The organism is Streptomyces sp. NPDC006259 (genome assembly GCF_042870975.1).
Lineage (GTDB): Bacteria > Actinomycetota > Actinomycetes > Streptomycetales > Streptomycetaceae > Streptomyces.
In genome coordinates, this window is sequence record NZ_JBIAHY010000006.1 from 419,128 (window position 1) to 434,341 (window position 15,214).

Genomic DNA, 15,214 nt, shown 5'->3' on the forward strand with positions numbered 1-15,214 from the left:
GACCGGAGGGTGGGCAGTGTGGCTCGACATGACCGGCTGTACCCGGGGCCGACGGGCGAGGTGGGCATGAGCCTGTCACTGCGCTTCGCCGCCGGATCGCACAAGGGCATGATCCGGGAGGGCAACGAGGACTCCGGTTACGCCGGTCCGCGCCTGCTCGCCATCGCCGACGGCATGGGCGGCGCCGCCGCCGGTGAGGTCGCCTCCTCGGAGGCCATCTCCACCATCGTCGCCCTCGACGACGACGTGCCCGGCTCCGACGTCCTCACCTCGCTCGGCAGGGCCGTCCAGCGGGCCAACGACCAGCTGCGCTCGCTGGTCGAGGAGGATCCCCAGCTCGAAGGCATGGGGACCACGCTGACCGCGCTGCTGTGGACGGGCCAGCGGCTGGGGCTCGTCCACGTCGGCGACTCGCGCGCGTACCTGCTGCGGGACGGCGTACTCAGCCAGATCACGCAGGACCACACCTGGGTGCAGCGCCTCGTCGACGAGGGCCGGATCACCGAGGAAGAGGCCACCACCCATCCGCAACGCTCGCTGCTGATGAGGGCGTTGGGAAGCGGCGAGCATGTGGATCCCGACCTGTCGATCCGTGAGGTCCGGGCCGGCGACCGCTATCTGATCTGCTCCGACGGTCTGTCCGGCGTCGTCTCCCACCAGACGCTCGAGGACACCCTCGCCAGCTACCAGGGCCCGCAGGAGACCGTGCAGGAGCTGATCCAGCTCGCGCTGCGCGGCGGCGGCCCCGACAACATCACCGTGATCATCGCCGACGTCCTCGACCTCGACACCGGTGACACCCTCGCCGGACAGCTGTCCGACACCCCGGTCGTGGTCGGCGCCGTCGCCGAGAACCAGCTCCAGCCGCACGACAACGGCATCATGCAGACCCCGGCCGGCCGCGCCTCCGGCCTCGGCCGTCAGGGCCGCGGGCAGGGCGGCGGCGGCGAGTTCGGCCCGCCCGGCTCGGGCGACGTCACCGGCTTCATCCCCACCGACGGCTTCGGCGACTACAGCGACGACGACTTCGTCAAACCCCGCAAGGGCCGCCGGTGGCTGAAGAGATCCGTGTACGGCGTGCTCGCACTCGCCGTCGTCGGCGGCGGGATGTACGCCGGCTGGCGCTGGACGCAGACCCAGTACTACGTCGGCACCAAGGGCGAGCACGTCGCGCTGTACCGGGGCATCAGCCAGGACCTGGCCTGGGTCTCGCTCTCCAAGGTGGAGAAGGACCACCCCGAGATCGAACTCAAGTACCTGCCGCAGTACCAGCAGAAGCTGGTCGAGGCGACGATCGCCGAAGGCAGCCGGTCCACCGCCCAGAAGAAGATCGACGAACTCGCCGTGCAGGCGTCCGCGTGCCGCAAGCAGGCGAAGTCGACGATCACGACGCCCAGCTCGGCCGGCTCCACGGCCGACACAGGCAAGGCCGGCGGCAGCGCGGGAACCACACCCGTCTCCCTCACGTCCAAGGCATCGCCGACCCCGAACCCGTCGGGATCCGCCCCGTCCCCGTCCACGTCTCCGTCCACGTCAGCGACCGCCACTCCCGGCCCCGGCCCCACCCTCTCGGAGGATGAGAAGAAGGTCGTCTCGCTGTGCGGTAAGCAGTAGGCAAGCCGTGAGAGGCCCCGTCACACGATGAGCAGTACAACCAACACGCCGACGCACCACACGTCCACGATCGGCTCGATCGGCACACCGAGCCGGCGCAACACCGAGCTGGCACTGCTGGTCTTCGCCGTCCTCATTCCGGTCTTCGCGTACGCCAACGTGGGCCTGGCGATCAACGACCGGGTGCCGCCCGGGCTGTTGAGCTACGGCCTCGGACTCGGCCTGCTCGCGGGCATCGGCCACCTCGTCGTACGGAAGTTCGCTCCGTACGCCGATCCGCTGATGCTGCCGCTGGCGACCCTGCTGAACGGGATCGGCCTGGTCGTCATCTGGCGTCTGGACCAGTCGAAGAAACTGCAGCTGTCCAAGAACTACGTCGAAGCGGCACCACGCCAGCTGCTGTACTCCGCGATGGGCGTCGCCCTGCTGGTGGTCGTGCTGATCTTCCTCAAGGACCACCGCGTCCTGCAGCGCTACACCTACATCTCCATGGCCGGCGCGCTGCTCCTGCTGGTCCTGCCGCTCGTGCCCGGCCTCGGCGCGAACGTCTACGGCGCCAAGATCTGGATCAAGATCCCCGGCCTCGGCACGCTCCAGCCCGGTGAGTTCGCGAAGATCGCCCTCGCGGTGTTCTTCGCCGGTTACCTCATGGTCAAGAGAGACGCCCTGGCGCTGGCGAGCCGCCGCTTCATGGGGCTGTATCTGCCGCGCGGCCGGGACCTCGGTCCGATTCTCGTCGTCTGGGTGATCTCGATCCTGGTCCTGGTCTTCGAGACCGACCTCGGTACGTCGCTGCTGTTCTTCGGAATGTTCATCATCATGCTGTACGTCGCCACCGAGCGGACCAGCTGGATCGTGTTCGGTCTGCTGATGTCCGCGGTCGGCGCCGTCGGCGTGGCGAGTTTCGAGCCGCACATCCAGACCCGTGTGCAGGCCTGGCTGGACCCGCTGCACGAGTACCAACTCAGCCGTGCAGGCGTAAAGGACGGCATCCTCCACTCCGAACAGGCGATGCAGGCCCTGTGGGCCTTCGGCTCCGGCGGCACCCTCGGCACCGGTCTCGGCCAGGGCAACTCCGACCTCATCGGCTTCGCCGCCAACTCGGACTTCATCCTCGCCACCTTCGGCGAGGAACTGGGCCTGGCCGGCGTCATGGCGATCCTGCTGCTGTACGGGCTGATCGTGGAACGCGGCGTGCGCACCGCCCTCGCCGCCCGCGACCCGTTCGGCAAACTGCTCGCCATCGGCCTCTCCGGTGCCTTCGCCCTCCAGGTCTTCGTCGTGGCCGGCGGTGTCATGGGCCTCATCCCGCTGACCGGAATGACGCTGCCGTTCGTCGCGTACGGCGGCTCCTCCGTCATCGCCAACTGGGCCCTGATCGGCATCCTGCTGCGCATCAGCGACACCGCACGCCGACCGGCACCCGTCCCCGCCTCCAACCCCGACGCCGAGATGACCCAGGTGGTCCGCCCGTCATGAACAAGCCCCTGCGCCGGATCGCGATCTTCTGCGGCCTCCTGGTCCTCACGCTGCTCCTCCGCGACAACTACATCCAGTACGTCAAGGCCGACAGCCTGGCGAGCGACGACGAGAACCGCCGCGTCAACATCACCCGCTACGCCACCCCGCGCGGCGACATCATCGTCGACGGCAAGGCCATCACGGGCTCGGTGGAGAACAAGAACGGCGACTACAAGTACAAGCGCACCTGGACCAACGGCCCCATGTGGGCGCCGGTCACCGGGTACTCCTCGCAGGCCTTCGGCGCCACCCAGCTGGAGAAGCTCGAGGACGGCATCCTCAGCGGCAACGACGACCGCCTCTTCTTCCGCAACACGCTCGACATGATCACGGGCAAGAAGAAGGCCGGCGGCAGCGTCGTCACCACCCTCAACGCCGCCGCCCAGAAGGCCGCGTACGAGGGTCTGGGCAAGAAGAAGGGTGCCGTCGCCGCGATCGACCCGGCCACCGGCAAGATCCTCGCGCTGGTCTCGACGCCGTCGTACGACCCGTCGAAGTTCGCCGGGACCTCCGACGAGGACGCCAAGGCGTGGAACGCGGTCCAGAAGAAGAACAACCCCGACGACCCGATGCTGAACCGGGCGCTGCGCGAGACCTACCCGCCGGGCTCCACCTTCAAGGTGGTCACCGCGGCCGCGGCGCTGGAGAACAAGATCGTGTCGGGCATCGACGACGCCACCAAGACGCCGGACCCGTACCAGCTGCCGAAGACCACCACCGACCTCACCAACGAGCACGGTGAGTGCGAGAACGCCTCCCTGCGGTACGCGCTCATGGTGTCCTGCAACACCGTCTTCGCGAAGATGGCCGACAGCGTCGGCAACGAGAAGATGATCGAGCAGGCCAAGAAGTTCGGCTACAACAACAAGGAGCTGGACACCCCGGTCCGCGCCTCGGAGAGCGTCTACCCCGAGGACAACGAGCCGCAGAACGCCATGGACGGCATCGGCCAGGCCTCCAACCGGGCCACCCCCCTCCAGATGGCCATGGTCGCCTCGGCCGTCGCCAACGACGGCAAGCTGATGAAGCCGTACATGGTCGACCAGCTCAGGGCCGCGAGCCTCGACACCATCGCGACCACCGAGCCGGAGGAGCTGTCCCAGGCGGTCTCCTCGGAGACCGCGCAGAAGCTCCAGGAAATGATGGAGACGGTCGTCAACAACCCGCAGGGCACCGGTGGCAAGGCCAAGATCTCCGGCGTCACGGTCGGCGGCAAGACCGGTACCGCCCAGCACGGCCTGAACAACAGCGAGAAGCCGTACGCCTGGTTCATCTCCTACGCGAAGCTGTCCGACGGCAGCTCGCCGGTCGCCGTCGCCGTCGTCGTCGAGGACGGCGCCGCCAGCCGTGACGACATCACCGGTGGCGGCCTCGCCGGCCCGATCGCGAGGGACGTGATGAAGGCAGTCATCGACAGCAACAAGTGACCCCCATCACGTCGCCTACACATCGGTGCACGTTGCGATACCGGTCCTGTATCGGGTGACGGGCTTGGCCAGGTCACACAGCGCCGTCCGGGTACGGTATGCCCGGACGGCAGCCACCCACCGCACACGTGTGCCGGTAGGGACCGACGGAGAGGGCTGGTAGGTAGCTATGGAAGAGCCGCGTCGCCTCGGCGGCCGGTACGAGCTGGGCCACGTGCTCGGCCGTGGTGGCATGGCCGAGGTCTACCTCGCGCATGACATCCGCCTCGGCCGCACCGTGGCGGTGAAGACGCTGCGCGTGGACCTCGCGCGCGACCCTTCCTTCCAGGCCCGGTTCCGCCGGGAGGCCCAGTCGGCCGCTTCGCTCAACCACCCCGCGATCGTCGCTGTCTACGACACCGGCGAGGACTACATGGACGGGGTCTCCATCCCGTACATCGTCATGGAGTACGTCGACGGCTCCACGCTCCGCGAACTGCTCCACTCCGGCCGCAAGCTGCTGCCGGAGCGGACGCTGGAGATGACCATCGGCATCCTCCAGGCGCTGGAGTACTCGCACCGGGCCGGCATCGTGCACCGCGACATCAAGCCGGCGAACGTCATGCTGACGCGCAACGGCCAGGTCAAGGTCATGGACTTCGGCATCGCCCGCGCCATGGGCGACTCCGGCATGACGATGACGCAGACCTCGGCGGTCATCGGCACCGCCCAGTACCTCTCGCCGGAACAGGCCAAGGGCGAGCAGGTCGACGCCCGCTCCGACCTGTACTCGACGGGCTGTCTGCTCTACGAGCTGCTGACCGTACGGCCGCCGTTCGTCGGCGACTCCCCGGTCGCGGTCGCCTACCAGCACGTCCGCGAGGAGCCCCAGGCGCCCAGCGTCTTCGACCCCGAGATCACGCCCGAGATGGACGCGATCGTGTTGAAGGCCCTCGTCAAGGACCCCGACTACCGCTACCAGTCCGCCGACGAGATGCGCGCCGACATCGAGGCCTGCCTCGACGGCCAGCCCGTCGCCGCCACCGCGGCCATGGGTTCGGTCGGCTACGGCGGCTACCCGGACGACCAGCCGACCACCGCGCTGCGCTCCGCGGACGGCGGAGCGACCTCGATGCTGCCCCCGATGAACCCGGACGACGTGGGCTTCGGCTACGACGACCGCCCCGACCGGCGCCGCCAGAAGAAGTCCAACACCTCGACGATCCTGCTGATCGTCGCCGCCGTGCTGGTCCTCGTGGGCGCCATCCTGATCGGGAAGTGGGCGTTCACCGGTAACGGCACGGGCAATGACACGGTGCAGGTGCCCATCCTGATCGGAAAGACCCAGGCCGCCGCCGCCCAACAGCTGGCCAACGTCGACCTCAAGGTCGGGACCGTCACGCAGAAGCCCTGCGAGGACCAGGCCAAGGGCAACATCTGCGACCAGGACCCCGACCCCAAGACAGAGGTCGAGAAGAACTCCACGGTCAACCTGGTGGTGTCCACGGGGGCGCCGAAGGTGACCGTGCCCAGTGTCCTCGGCAAGAACGTCGACGACGCCAAGAAACTGCTCGAAGGCGACGAGTACCAACTGGTCGTCGACACCAAGCAGGAGGTGTCCCCGGAGCCCGCGGGCACCGTCACGGGGCAGGACCCCAAGCTGGGCGCCGAGGTGGAGAAGGGCTCCAAGATCACCCTCACCGTCGCCAAGGCGGAGGACAAGTCGACCGTCCCCGACGTCCTCAACCAGAGCTGTGACCAGGCCAAGGCGCAGATGGAGGCCAACAACCTGGTCGGCAACTGCACCGACGTCGAGACGCAGGACCAGAACCTGGTCGGCAAGGTCATCGGAACCACGCCCGAGGCCAACTCGAAGGCCACCAAGGGCTCCCAGGTCCAGATCCGGATCGGCAAGGCGCCCGAGAACCAGCAGACCCAGGTGCCGGGCAACCTCCAGGGCATGAAGCTGAAGGACGCCAAGAAGGCCCTCCAGGACGCGGGTCTCAACGTCGGCAACGTCACCGTCGACGACGACAACGCCACGGTCATCAACTCCGACCCGGCCCCGGGCAGCACGGTGAACAAGGGCCAGACGGTCAACCTGATCACCATCGGCGGCGGCGGGAACAACGGCGGCAACGACGGCGGAGGCGGCTTCTTCAGCGGGACCTCCGGATAGCCGCCACCCTGCGCGAGAAGGCCTCGGGCCCTGCCGGACCATCCGTCCGGCAGGGCCCGAGGCCTTTCGCTCATGCCCGGTGACGCTTCACGGGCCCGCTCTCAGCGCAGCTCCTTCGGCGGCGTCCGCTCCGCGTCCACCTTCTCCACGCGGTCCAGCTCTCCCCACACCACGTACCGGTAGCGGCTCGTGTAGACGGGCGTGCAGGTGGTCAGGGTGATGTACTTGCCGGCCTTCTTCCTGCCGGACTCCTTCGGGACCGCGCCGAGGACCTCGACGTTGTACTTCGAGGTCTCGGCGAGGACGGCGTAGACCTTGTAGACGTACCAGTCGTCCTTGGTCTCGAAGACGATCGGGTCGCCCTCCTCAAGCTTGTCGATGTCGTGGAACTTGGCGCCGTGTCCGTCGCGGTGGGCGGCGAGGGCGAAGTTCCCGGCCTTGCCGCTGGTCGGGAGAGTGGCCCTGACCGGGTCGGTGTAGTAGCCGGCGACGCCGTTGTTCAGGATCTTCGACGTGGTGCCCTTCTCGACCAGGACCTCGCCGTTCCCCATGGCGGGCACGTGCAGGAAGCCGATGCCGTCCTTGGTGTCGAGCGCGCCGGGACCGGTGTCCTCCCGCGCCCAGGTGTCGCGGACCTTGTCGCCCTGCCGGTCGGCCTTGCGGTCGGCGACCACGTTGGTCCACCACAGGGAGTAGACGACGAACAGGCCGAGCACCAGCCCGGCCGTGATGAGGAGTTCACCGAAGACGGCGACCGCCTGGGTGACCCGGCCGCCGCGCCGCCGCGGGGGTCCGGAGGCGGTGGCGGCCCGCGCGCCGCTGTGCTCTTCGTGCTCGGTGTCGCCGGTGGTCGCTGCCACGTTCACTCTGCCCCTACTCGACTGCACGCCTACTCGACGAGCGCATCCGGCTTGCCCTTGCTGCGCGGCCGTTCCTCGACCATCTTGCCCCAGACGATCAGCCGGTACTTGCTGGTGAACTCCGGCGTGCACGTCGTCAACGTGATGTACCGGCCCGGCCCGGTGAATCCGGAGCCCGACGGCACGGGGTCGAGGACGCTCACGTTGCTCGGCGAGGTCACCGGCAGCATCGACGCCATCTTGTAGACGAAGTACTCGTCCTGCGTCTCCACGACGATCGAGTCGCCCGGCTGAAGCCTGTTGATGTAACGGAACGGCTCGCCGTGCGTGTTGCGGTGGCCCGCGAGCCCGAAGTTGCCCGTCCTCGCGTCGGGCATGGCCGTCTTCAGCGCGTCCTCGCCGTAGTGCCCGACCATGCCCTTGTCGAGCACCTTCTTGTTGCTGATGCCCTCGGCGATCGGCACCACCACGTCCAGCTTGGGGATGTGCAGGATGGCGAAGCCCTGTCCCGGTGAGAAGGCGCCGGGGTTGCGCCTGCCGCTCGCCCAGTCGTCCTGGAGGCTGCTGGCCTCCCGGTCCGCCTGCGCGTGCGCCCGGACGTTCGTCCACCACAGCTGGTAGGTGACGAACAGGAGCATCAGCACCCCGGCGGTGATGAACACCTCGCCGACCGCCCGGCTGGCGACGACCGCCGCGCCCGGCTTGCGGGCCCGCGCCCGCCGACGGGCCTCCACCCGCGACAGCGGCCTTCCCGCCGATCCCGGAGGATCCTCCGGGCCGCCATGGACCCCGCCGTCGCCACCATGCCCCCCAGGAGCCCCATGGCCTCCATGACGCCCGTGACGGCCCTTGGCGGCCTTTCTGCGGGCCGCGCGGCCCCCCGCCGGGGTTCCCGTCGGCGGAGCGGCAGTTGAGGCCCCAGAAGCGGATATGGACTCGCCGCCGAACACGAACCCGGGCGGCGGCGGCACACGCAGCGCCACCGTCTCCTCGTCGAGGGGACGCTCGTACGGCTCGCCGCCGTACAGGTCCTCACGCTCGGGGCGCAATGCGGTCACGCCGTGGCCCTGCCCACCACCGGGGCGAGCCCCGCCGACCTTGCCACGGCACCCCGGTCGCCGCACTCCACCAGCCAGTTGGCCAGCATCAGGTGCCCGTGCTCGGTGAGCACCGACTCCGGGTGGAACTGCACCCCTTCGACGGGCAGTTCACGGTGGCGCAGGCCCATGACGATGCCGTCGTGGGTGCGGGCCGTGACCTCCAGCTCGGCCGGGACCGTCGCCGGCTCGGCCGCGAGCGAGTGGTAGCGGGTCGCCGTGAAGGGCGAGGGCAGACCGGCGAAGACACCCTTGCCGCCGTGCTCCACCGGCGACGTCTTGCCGTGCAGCAGCTCCGGCGCCCGGCCCACCACGCCGCCGTACGCCACCTGCATCGACTGCATGCCCAGGCAGACCCCGAAGACGGGCACGCCGGTGCTCGCGCAGTGGCGGACCATGTCGACGCAGACGCCGGCCTCCTCCGGGGTGCCGGGGCCCGGGGACAGCAGGACGCCGTCGAAGCCGTCCTGGGCGTGCGCCGTCGACACCTGGTCGTTGCGCAGGACCTCGCACTCGGCGCCCAGCTGGTACAGGTATTGGACCAGGTTGAAGACGAAGCTGTCGTAGTTGTCGACGACGAGAATGCGCGCGCTCACTGGTTGTCCACCGTCACATCGTTGAAGGGAAGCAGCGGTTCGGCCCACGGGAAGACGTATTGGAAGAGGAGATACACCGCGGCCAGAGCCAGCACGATCGAGATCAGCGCCTTCACCCACGCGTTTCCCGGCAGATGCCGCCAGATCCAGCCGTACATGCCGTCCCTTCCGTCGCACCACGGCACCAGACTCACGCCGTACCTCACCAGACTAGCGGCGCAGGGCCTTCGGTCTGCCTGCCTCCACAGGCTGTGTGGAGTCCAGGTGCGCCCAGACGATCAGCCGGTGACTGTGCCCCCACTCGGGGTCGCACGTCGTCAGCGTCAGATAGCGTCCGGGACGCGTATACCCCGACTTACGTGGCACGGGGTCGATCACCTCGACGTCCGTGGGCACGGTTTTGTACGGCCCTTGATCGATCCGGTACGTGAACCAGGTCGTGCCGTCCGTCAGCACCACCGCGTCCCCGCGCCGCAGCCTCGGGAAGTCCTTGAAGGGGTCGCCATAGGTGCGCCGGTGACCTGCGACGGAGAAGTTCCCGGTCTGCCCGAGCCGCGCGGTCCCCGCGTAGTGGCCGAGCCCCTTCTGCAGGGTCCCCGTGCCCGTCCCCTCGAGCACCGGCTTGTTCCACGTGAAACCGAGCCGCGGGATGTACATGATCGAGAAGGGCTTCCCCTCCCTGTACGGCGTCGGCGGCGCCGGCTGCGCGGAGACGCCGGGCACGGCCGCGGGCTGCCGCTCCCACTGCTGCTCGAGGCTGTCGATCTGGTCGTCCATGACGCGGTCGGCCTGCACACCGGTCCAGAAGAGGAGGTGGACGACGAAGAGGACGATCAGGGTGCCGACGGTGACGAACACTTCGCTGACGGTTCTGACGATCACGCGCACCGGCGGCTCCCCAGAGGCGGCTGGTCCCGGCTACTCCACCGGCTTCGCGTAGTGCAGATCCACTGTGCCCGAGTAGCCGGGCAGAGTCACCGTGCCGTCCTCGGTGACTTTCCAGCCGAGCCCGTAGACATTGACGTACACCATGTAGTTCTGGATCGCCTTGGAGTCCGCGAGCGCCTGCTGGAGCTTCTCCGGATCCCCGACCGCCTGGATCTTGTACGGCGGGGAGTAGACGCGGCCCTGGAGGATCAGGGTGTTGCCCACGCAGCGCACCGCACTGGTGGAGATCAGCCGCTGGTCCATGACCTTGATGCCCTCGGCGCCACCCTGCCAGAGGGCGTTCACGACGGCCTGGAGATCCTGCTGGTGGATGACCAGGTAGTCGGGCTGGGGCTCCGGATAGCCGGGGAGCTTGGCGGTGGCGTTCGGCGGGGCGTCGTTGAGCGTCACCGTGACCGCCCGGCCCCTGACCTTCTGGGTGCCCGCCGCGTCCTCCAGCCGGGACAGCTTCTCGTCCTCGGCCCGGGTGCTGCCGTCGTCGGCCTCGGCCAGTGACTCGACCTCGTCGCGCAGGGCCGCGTTCACCTCGTCCAGCTCGCCGTTCTTGTGGCTGCGCTCCTGGATGAGATCGGACAGCTTCAGCAGGGAGGCGTCCGTGCGGATGTTGGTGCCCTTGGCGGTGTCGAAGCTGGTGAAGAAGATGAGACCCGCGAGGGCGAAGACGCCGGCGGTGAGCACCCGGACCGGCCGCAGGCGTGGACGGCGGCCGGGAGCGGGACCCGTTGAACCCGTCCCGGGGAAGTCGGCAGAATTGCTCAACGTACCCTTATCTCCTTCGGCGCCGTAGAAGCACTACGCTAACGGACGCCCGGGGGAGCGGTCAGTGTCCCCTTGTACGCTGCCCCGAGCCCGACCCAGTACCCTGCGCGGCCACGCAGCGCATCGACAGGAGAGACCCTCGTGCCGAAGTCACGTATCCGCAAGAAGGCCGACTACACGCCGCCGCCCGCGAAGCAGGCGACCGCCATCAAGCTCAACAGCCGTGCCTGGGTCGCGCCGGTGATGCTGGCCATGTTCCTCATCGGACTCGCCTGGATCGTCGTGTTCTACGTGACCGACGGTTCGCTGCCCATCGACGCCCTGGGCAACTGGAACATCGTGGTCGGCTTCGGCTTCATCGCCGCCGGCTTCGGCGTCTCCACCCAGTGGAAGTAGCCATCGGAGCACCTCTGCCCAGGGGTATCCACCGAGTTATCCACAGCTGTTTTCCACAGTGGGGAAAAAGAACGACCATCTGTGGATAACCTCTCGGATGTTGACGCCGGTGTGAAGAACGGCCAGCACTCGAAAGCTTGTTCGCCCCCTGCCTGACCTGCGGAAACACGGGTCAGTGACAGGGGGCACATGTGTTCCCGCACGGTATGCACAAGATCGGGCACGCGCTGTGGACAACTGGGGCCGACACCGCGCTCAACTGAGCTGGGCGGTCCTCAGGAGGGTGACGACCACGATGACGGCCAGCACGAGGGCACAGGTGCCGTACTGCACCAGAGCCCGCCGGTCACGGGGGGCGTGCACCATCGCGAAGCCGATGACGGCACCGCCCACCAGGCCACCGACGTGCGCCTCCCAGGAGACGTTGCTCCACCCGAAGGTGATGATCGCCATGATCACCAGCATCGCGACGATCGGCCGCATGTCGTAGCGCTGCCGGCGCACCAGGACGGCCAGGGCGCCGAAGACACCGAGGATGGCGCCCGAGGCGCCGAGCGAGGGCTGGTTGGGCGCGTCCACCAGATAGGCAAGGGCTCCGCCGGCCAGCCCGGACAGCAGGTAGAGCGCCAGATAGCGGGTACGGCCGAGCGCCTCCTCCACATACCGGCCGACGAACCAGAGGCTGAGCAGGTTGGAGAAGATGTGGAAGTAGTCCAGGTGCAGGAACATCGAGGTCAGCAGCCGGTACCACTGGCCTTCGGCGACGCCCTCCACCGAGCCCAGCTCGGGCACGTACGCCAGCCCCAGCAGGCTGAACCGGTCCGTGAACCGGTCGCCGACAGCCAGCTGCACCACGAACACCGCGAGGCAGAGGCCCATGAGGACCTTGGTCACCAGATGCGGGTCGGCCGCGACCGTGCCACCCGCGAGGGTGCGGGGCCGGTTCGCCGTCGGGGCGTGCCCCGTGCCTGAGCCGTTGCGCACGCACTCCGGACACTGGAAACCGACGGAGGCGCTCACCATGCACTCGGGGCAGACAGGACGCTCGCAGCGCGTGCAGCGCACGCCGGTCTCGCGGTCCGTGTGCCGGTAGCAGACCGGCAGGCCGCTGCGAGCGTCGTCCGGACGGCTGCCTGGCGCCTGATCCATGGGCTCCCCCGATCTCGTCGTGAACAGGGCTGTGCCCCGACCGTCCCTACGGACGAGCGGGGCGATTGGTTCCCGCGGCGACCGGGCGCCGCGCCCTGGGTGGCTCTCGTTCGGCCGGGTCGGGCCGGATCGGCGACCCCGCCGGCCCGGCACGATCCGAACGAGGGGCCCTAACGCTTCTCGACGACGACCGACTCGATGACGACGTCCTTCAGCGGGCGGTCGGTGCGCGGGTTGGTCTGGACGCCCGCGATCGCGTCGATGACCTTCTGGCTCGCCACGTCGGTGACCTCGCCGAAGATGCTGTGCTTACGGGTCAGCCAGGCGGTGGGGGAGACGGTGACGAAGAACTGCGAGCCGTTGGTGCCTGGCCCGGCGTTGGCCATCGCCAGCAGATACGGCCGGTCGAAGCGCAGGTCCGGGTGGAACTCGTCCTCGAACTGGTAGCCGGGCCCGCCGGTGCCGTTGCCCAGCGGGTCACCGCCCTGGATCATGAAGCCGCTGATCACCCGGTGGAAGACCGTGCCGTCGTAGAGCTTGGCCGTGGACTTCTCGCCGGTGGCGGGGTGGGTCCACTCCCGCCCCCCGGTGGCGAGGTCGACGAAGTTCTTGACCGTCCTGGGCGCGTGGTCCGGGAAGAGCCGGACCACGATGTCGCCGTGGTTGGTCTTCAGGGTGGCGTAGAGCTGCTCGGCCACGGTCTGCCTTCCGTTGTCTTTCTGTGACCCACCGATCCTCGCACGCCCACGAAGGTGCGTCGTCCGACCACCGACCGAGCACAGGAACCGCCCACTTCGCCTACGGAAAAGCGCCGGACCCGTCCGGGACGGGGGCAAGCCCGGCCGATCCGTGGCATTGTCGACGACAAGTTCCCGTTGCCCCGTATTCATCCGCCCTTGCATCCGATCAGGACAACTCGGGCGTCCGGCACCCGTATGCCCGTCCGCGCATGCCCAGAAGGCCGTCGGCAGGCATGATCCGTAAAAGGGTGGAAAGTCGAAATACCGTACGCCACCGAGGAGGAGGAACCCGTGACCCGCATCGACAGCGTGCGCGCCGCGACCGGTTCGGCGAAGGACAGCGTGCTGCACGCCGCGGAAGTGGTGGCGCCCTACGCCGACACGGCCAAGGAGAGGGCCGCGCTCTACGCGCACGAGGCCCGCGTACGGCTCGCGCCCAAGGTGTCGCAGGCCGCCGAACAGGCCCGCGTCCAGTACGACGCCCGGGTGGCGCCCCGCCTGGAGCAGGCGTTGGCGCATGTCCCGCCGAAAGTCGACCAGGCCGCTCATGAAGCGGCTCTCCGTACGCGCCTGGCCGCCCGGCAGGCCGCCGACTACTCCCGTCCGAAGCTCGAACAGGCGGTGGCCGCCGCCGGGCCCGTGAGGGACCAGGCCACTGCCCGCAGCGTCGCCGCGCTGGCCGCCCTGCGCGGTCAGGTGACGCCGAGGGAGATTGAGAAGCTCGTGCGCAAGCACCGCCGCCGGGCCAGGGCGGGCAAGCTCGCCAAGGCACTGGCGGTGGCAGGTGTGGTGGCCGGGGGCGCCTTCGCCGCCTGGAAGTGGTGGGACAAGCAGGCCAACCCGGACTGGCTGGTCGAACCGCCCGCCGCCACCGAGGTACCCGCCGCGGGCGGGCTGACGTCGGTCGACGGCAGCACCGACGCCTCGGCCCTGGATCCTGAGGTGCAGGCGAAGGAGGACGAGGAGACCTCGAGCCGCGAGGACCGCGGCTGAGCTTTTTCCGCCCACGTTTCACGTGAAACAAGGGGTCACCCAGGGATCGCACAGCGGTCGCACGGGGGGCCCATGAGAAAGAGCCCCTCCGTCCGGTGGTCGCCGGACGGAGGGGCTCTTTCGATGTGGAGCCTAGGGGAGTCGAACCCCTGACATCTGCCATGCAAAGACAGCGCTCTACCAACTGAGCTAAGGCCCCTCGCGGGAAAGCGTCCGGCCGGAGGAACCGATCCCGGCGGGCGCCGACGACCAGAGTACCGGGTCACCCCCCGTATCTTGCAAAAAGATTGGGGGTCCCCGCGGATGACCACTCTCCGTAAGATGCTCCGCGTGGTTCGCTACAGCGAACCGCGGTTTCTTGGGGAAGCGATGGGGAGACGCACATGGACGCCGCACAGCAGGAAGCCACCGCGAGAGCGCGGGAACTGCAGCGGAACTGGTACGGGGAGCCGCTGGGGGCACTCTTCCGTAAGCTCATCGACGATCTTGGTCTCAACCAGGCGCGTCTCGCGGGGGTACTGGGATTGTCGGCGCCGATGCTGTCGCAGCTGATGAGCGGTCAGCGGGCGAAGATCGGCAACCCGGCGGTGGTGCAGCGGGTGCAGCAGTTGCAGGAACTGGCGGCCCAGGTGGCGGACGGCAGCGTCAGCGCGGCCGAGGCGACCGAACGCATGGACGAGATCAAGCGGTCGCAAGGAGGATCGGTGCTCAGCGCCACCACACAGACGACGAGCGGTTCGGGGGCACCCACGGTCAAGCGGGTCGTCCGCGAGATCCAGTCGCTGCTGCGCTCGGTGGCCGCCGCCGGCGACATCATCGACGCCGCCGACGCCCTCGCCCCGACCCATCCGGAACTGGCGGAGTTCCTCAGGGTCTACGGCGCCGGTCGCACCTCGGACGCCGTGGCGCACTACCAGTCCCACCAGAGCTGAGCCCGGTCCCGGAGACCGAAGGGG

At 68.7% G+C, this 15,214-nt stretch carries 15 protein-coding genes and 1 tRNA gene; 7 read left to right on the top strand and 9 right to left on the bottom strand.

Going from position 1 to position 15,214, the window contains the following annotated elements:
• The first annotated feature begins 66 nt into the window (after positions 1-66).
• The 4 genes from ACFYO5_RS26415 to pknB all read left to right on the top strand — a co-directional run bounded on the left by ACFYO5_RS26415 (position 67) and on the right by pknB (position 6,720).
• Positions 67-1,614 carry a Stp1/IreP family PP2C-type Ser/Thr phosphatase gene (locus tag ACFYO5_RS26415; protein WP_356561058.1) on the top strand — a complete coding sequence of 516 codons (1,548 nt, stop codon included), beginning with the start codon at positions 67-69 and terminating at the stop codon, positions 1,612-1,614.
• 27 nt (positions 1,615-1,641) lie between these two features.
• Positions 1,642-3,093 (top strand): FtsW/RodA/SpoVE family cell cycle protein, encoded by a 1,452-nt coding sequence (locus tag ACFYO5_RS26420; RefSeq protein ID WP_388713126.1) that lies wholly within the window; start codon positions 1,642-1,644, stop codon positions 3,091-3,093.
• A complete protein-coding gene (locus ACFYO5_RS26425; protein WP_388713129.1) occupies positions 3,090-4,562 on the top strand; it encodes a peptidoglycan D,D-transpeptidase FtsI family protein in 1,473 nt (490 codons plus the stop codon). The genes ACFYO5_RS26420 and ACFYO5_RS26425 overlap by 4 nt, the downstream gene beginning before the upstream one ends.
• 169 nt (positions 4,563-4,731) lie before the next feature.
• Positions 4,732-6,720, top strand: coding sequence for a Stk1 family PASTA domain-containing Ser/Thr kinase (gene pknB, locus ACFYO5_RS26430; protein WP_388713132.1), 1,989 nt, complete (start codon positions 4,732-4,734; stop codon positions 6,718-6,720).
• Positions 6,721-6,821: 101 nt separating this feature from the next.
• Here pknB and ACFYO5_RS26435 read toward each other — a convergent pair whose 3' ends face one another.
• The 6 genes from ACFYO5_RS26435 to ACFYO5_RS26460 are packed head-to-tail and all read right to left on the bottom strand — an operon-like array spanning position 6,822 to position 10,980.
• Positions 6,822-7,580 carry a class E sortase gene (locus ACFYO5_RS26435; RefSeq protein ID WP_388713135.1) on the bottom strand — a complete coding sequence of 253 codons (759 nt, stop codon included), beginning with the start codon at positions 7,578-7,580 and terminating at the stop codon, positions 6,822-6,824.
• A gap of 29 nt (positions 7,581-7,609) precedes the next feature.
• A complete protein-coding gene (locus ACFYO5_RS26440; RefSeq protein WP_388713138.1) occupies positions 7,610-8,638 on the bottom strand; it encodes a class E sortase in 1,029 nt (342 codons plus the stop codon).
• On the bottom strand, positions 8,635-9,273 hold the full coding sequence (locus tag ACFYO5_RS26445) for an aminodeoxychorismate/anthranilate synthase component II (RefSeq protein ID WP_388713141.1): 639 nt from the start codon (positions 9,271-9,273) through the stop codon (positions 8,635-8,637). The genes ACFYO5_RS26440 and ACFYO5_RS26445 overlap by 4 nt, the downstream gene beginning before the upstream one ends.
• Positions 9,270-9,467, bottom strand: a complete 198-nt coding sequence (locus ACFYO5_RS26450; RefSeq protein WP_388713729.1) for a hypothetical protein — start codon at positions 9,465-9,467, stop codon at positions 9,270-9,272. The genes ACFYO5_RS26445 and ACFYO5_RS26450 overlap by 4 nt, the downstream gene beginning before the upstream one ends.
• Positions 9,468-9,483: 16 nt before the next feature.
• A complete protein-coding gene (locus ACFYO5_RS26455; protein WP_388713144.1) occupies positions 9,484-10,161 on the bottom strand; it encodes a class E sortase in 678 nt (225 codons plus the stop codon).
• Positions 10,162-10,191: 30 nt separating this feature from the next.
• Positions 10,192-10,980 (bottom strand): DUF881 domain-containing protein, encoded by a 789-nt coding sequence (locus ACFYO5_RS26460; protein WP_388713146.1) that lies wholly within the window; start codon positions 10,978-10,980, stop codon positions 10,192-10,194.
• A 141-nt stretch (positions 10,981-11,121) separates the two neighbouring features.
• On the opposite strand from ACFYO5_RS26460, the gene crgA reads away from it, so the two are divergent.
• Positions 11,122-11,376 carry a cell division protein CrgA gene (gene crgA, locus ACFYO5_RS26465; RefSeq protein ID WP_086767093.1) on the top strand — a complete coding sequence of 85 codons (255 nt, stop codon included), beginning with the start codon at positions 11,122-11,124 and terminating at the stop codon, positions 11,374-11,376.
• Between the two features lie 255 nt (positions 11,377-11,631).
• Here the strand turns inward: crgA and ACFYO5_RS26470 are convergent, their stop codons facing one another.
• Together ACFYO5_RS26470 and ACFYO5_RS26475 are read right to left on the bottom strand one after the other, a co-directional pair.
• A complete protein-coding gene (locus ACFYO5_RS26470) occupies positions 11,632-12,525 on the bottom strand; it encodes a rhomboid family intramembrane serine protease (protein ID WP_388713151.1) in 894 nt (297 codons plus the stop codon).
• Between the two features lie 170 nt (positions 12,526-12,695).
• On the bottom strand, positions 12,696-13,223 hold the full coding sequence (locus tag ACFYO5_RS26475; protein ID WP_388713154.1) for a peptidylprolyl isomerase: 528 nt from the start codon (positions 13,221-13,223) through the stop codon (positions 12,696-12,698).
• A 333-nt stretch (positions 13,224-13,556) separates the two neighbouring features.
• Here ACFYO5_RS26475 and ACFYO5_RS26480 point away from each other — a divergent pair, with 333 nt between their 5' ends.
• Positions 13,557-14,258: a DUF5324 family protein gene (locus tag ACFYO5_RS26480; protein WP_388713157.1), complete on the top strand. Its 702-nt coding sequence runs from the start codon at positions 13,557-13,559 to the stop codon at positions 14,256-14,258.
• Between the two features lie 126 nt (positions 14,259-14,384).
• On the opposite strand, the gene ACFYO5_RS26485 is transcribed toward ACFYO5_RS26480, so the two are convergent.
• Positions 14,385-14,457, bottom strand: a tRNA-Ala gene (locus tag ACFYO5_RS26485).
• A 184-nt stretch (positions 14,458-14,641) separates the two neighbouring features.
• On the opposite strand from ACFYO5_RS26485, the gene ACFYO5_RS26490 reads away from it, so the two are divergent.
• The gene (locus ACFYO5_RS26490; protein WP_388713160.1) at positions 14,642-15,190 is read left to right on the top strand and encodes a helix-turn-helix domain-containing protein; all 549 of its coding nucleotides are present in this window, start codon (positions 14,642-14,644) and stop codon (positions 15,188-15,190) included.
• Positions 15,191-15,214: the final 24 nt, after the last annotated feature.

Bases quoted from the DNA above. Each gene is read 5' to 3' on its own strand.
- ACFYO5_RS26415 (WP_356561058.1), top strand. From the start codon at position 67: ATGAGCCTGTCACTGCGCTTCGCCGCCGGATCGCACAAGGGCATGATC.
- ACFYO5_RS26420 (WP_388713126.1), top strand. From the start codon at position 1,642: ATGAGCAGTACAACCAACACGCCGACGCACCACACGTCCACGATCGGC.
- ACFYO5_RS26425 (WP_388713129.1), top strand. From the start codon at position 3,090: ATGAACAAGCCCCTGCGCCGGATCGCGATCTTCTGCGGCCTCCTGGTC.
- pknB (WP_388713132.1), top strand. From the start codon at position 4,732: ATGGAAGAGCCGCGTCGCCTCGGCGGCCGGTACGAGCTGGGCCACGTG.
- ACFYO5_RS26470 (WP_388713151.1), bottom strand. From the start codon at position 12,525: ATGGATCAGGCGCCAGGCAGCCGTCCGGACGACGCTCGCAGCGGCCTG.
- ACFYO5_RS26490 (WP_388713160.1), top strand. From the start codon at position 14,642: ATGGACGCCGCACAGCAGGAAGCCACCGCGAGAGCGCGGGAACTGCAG.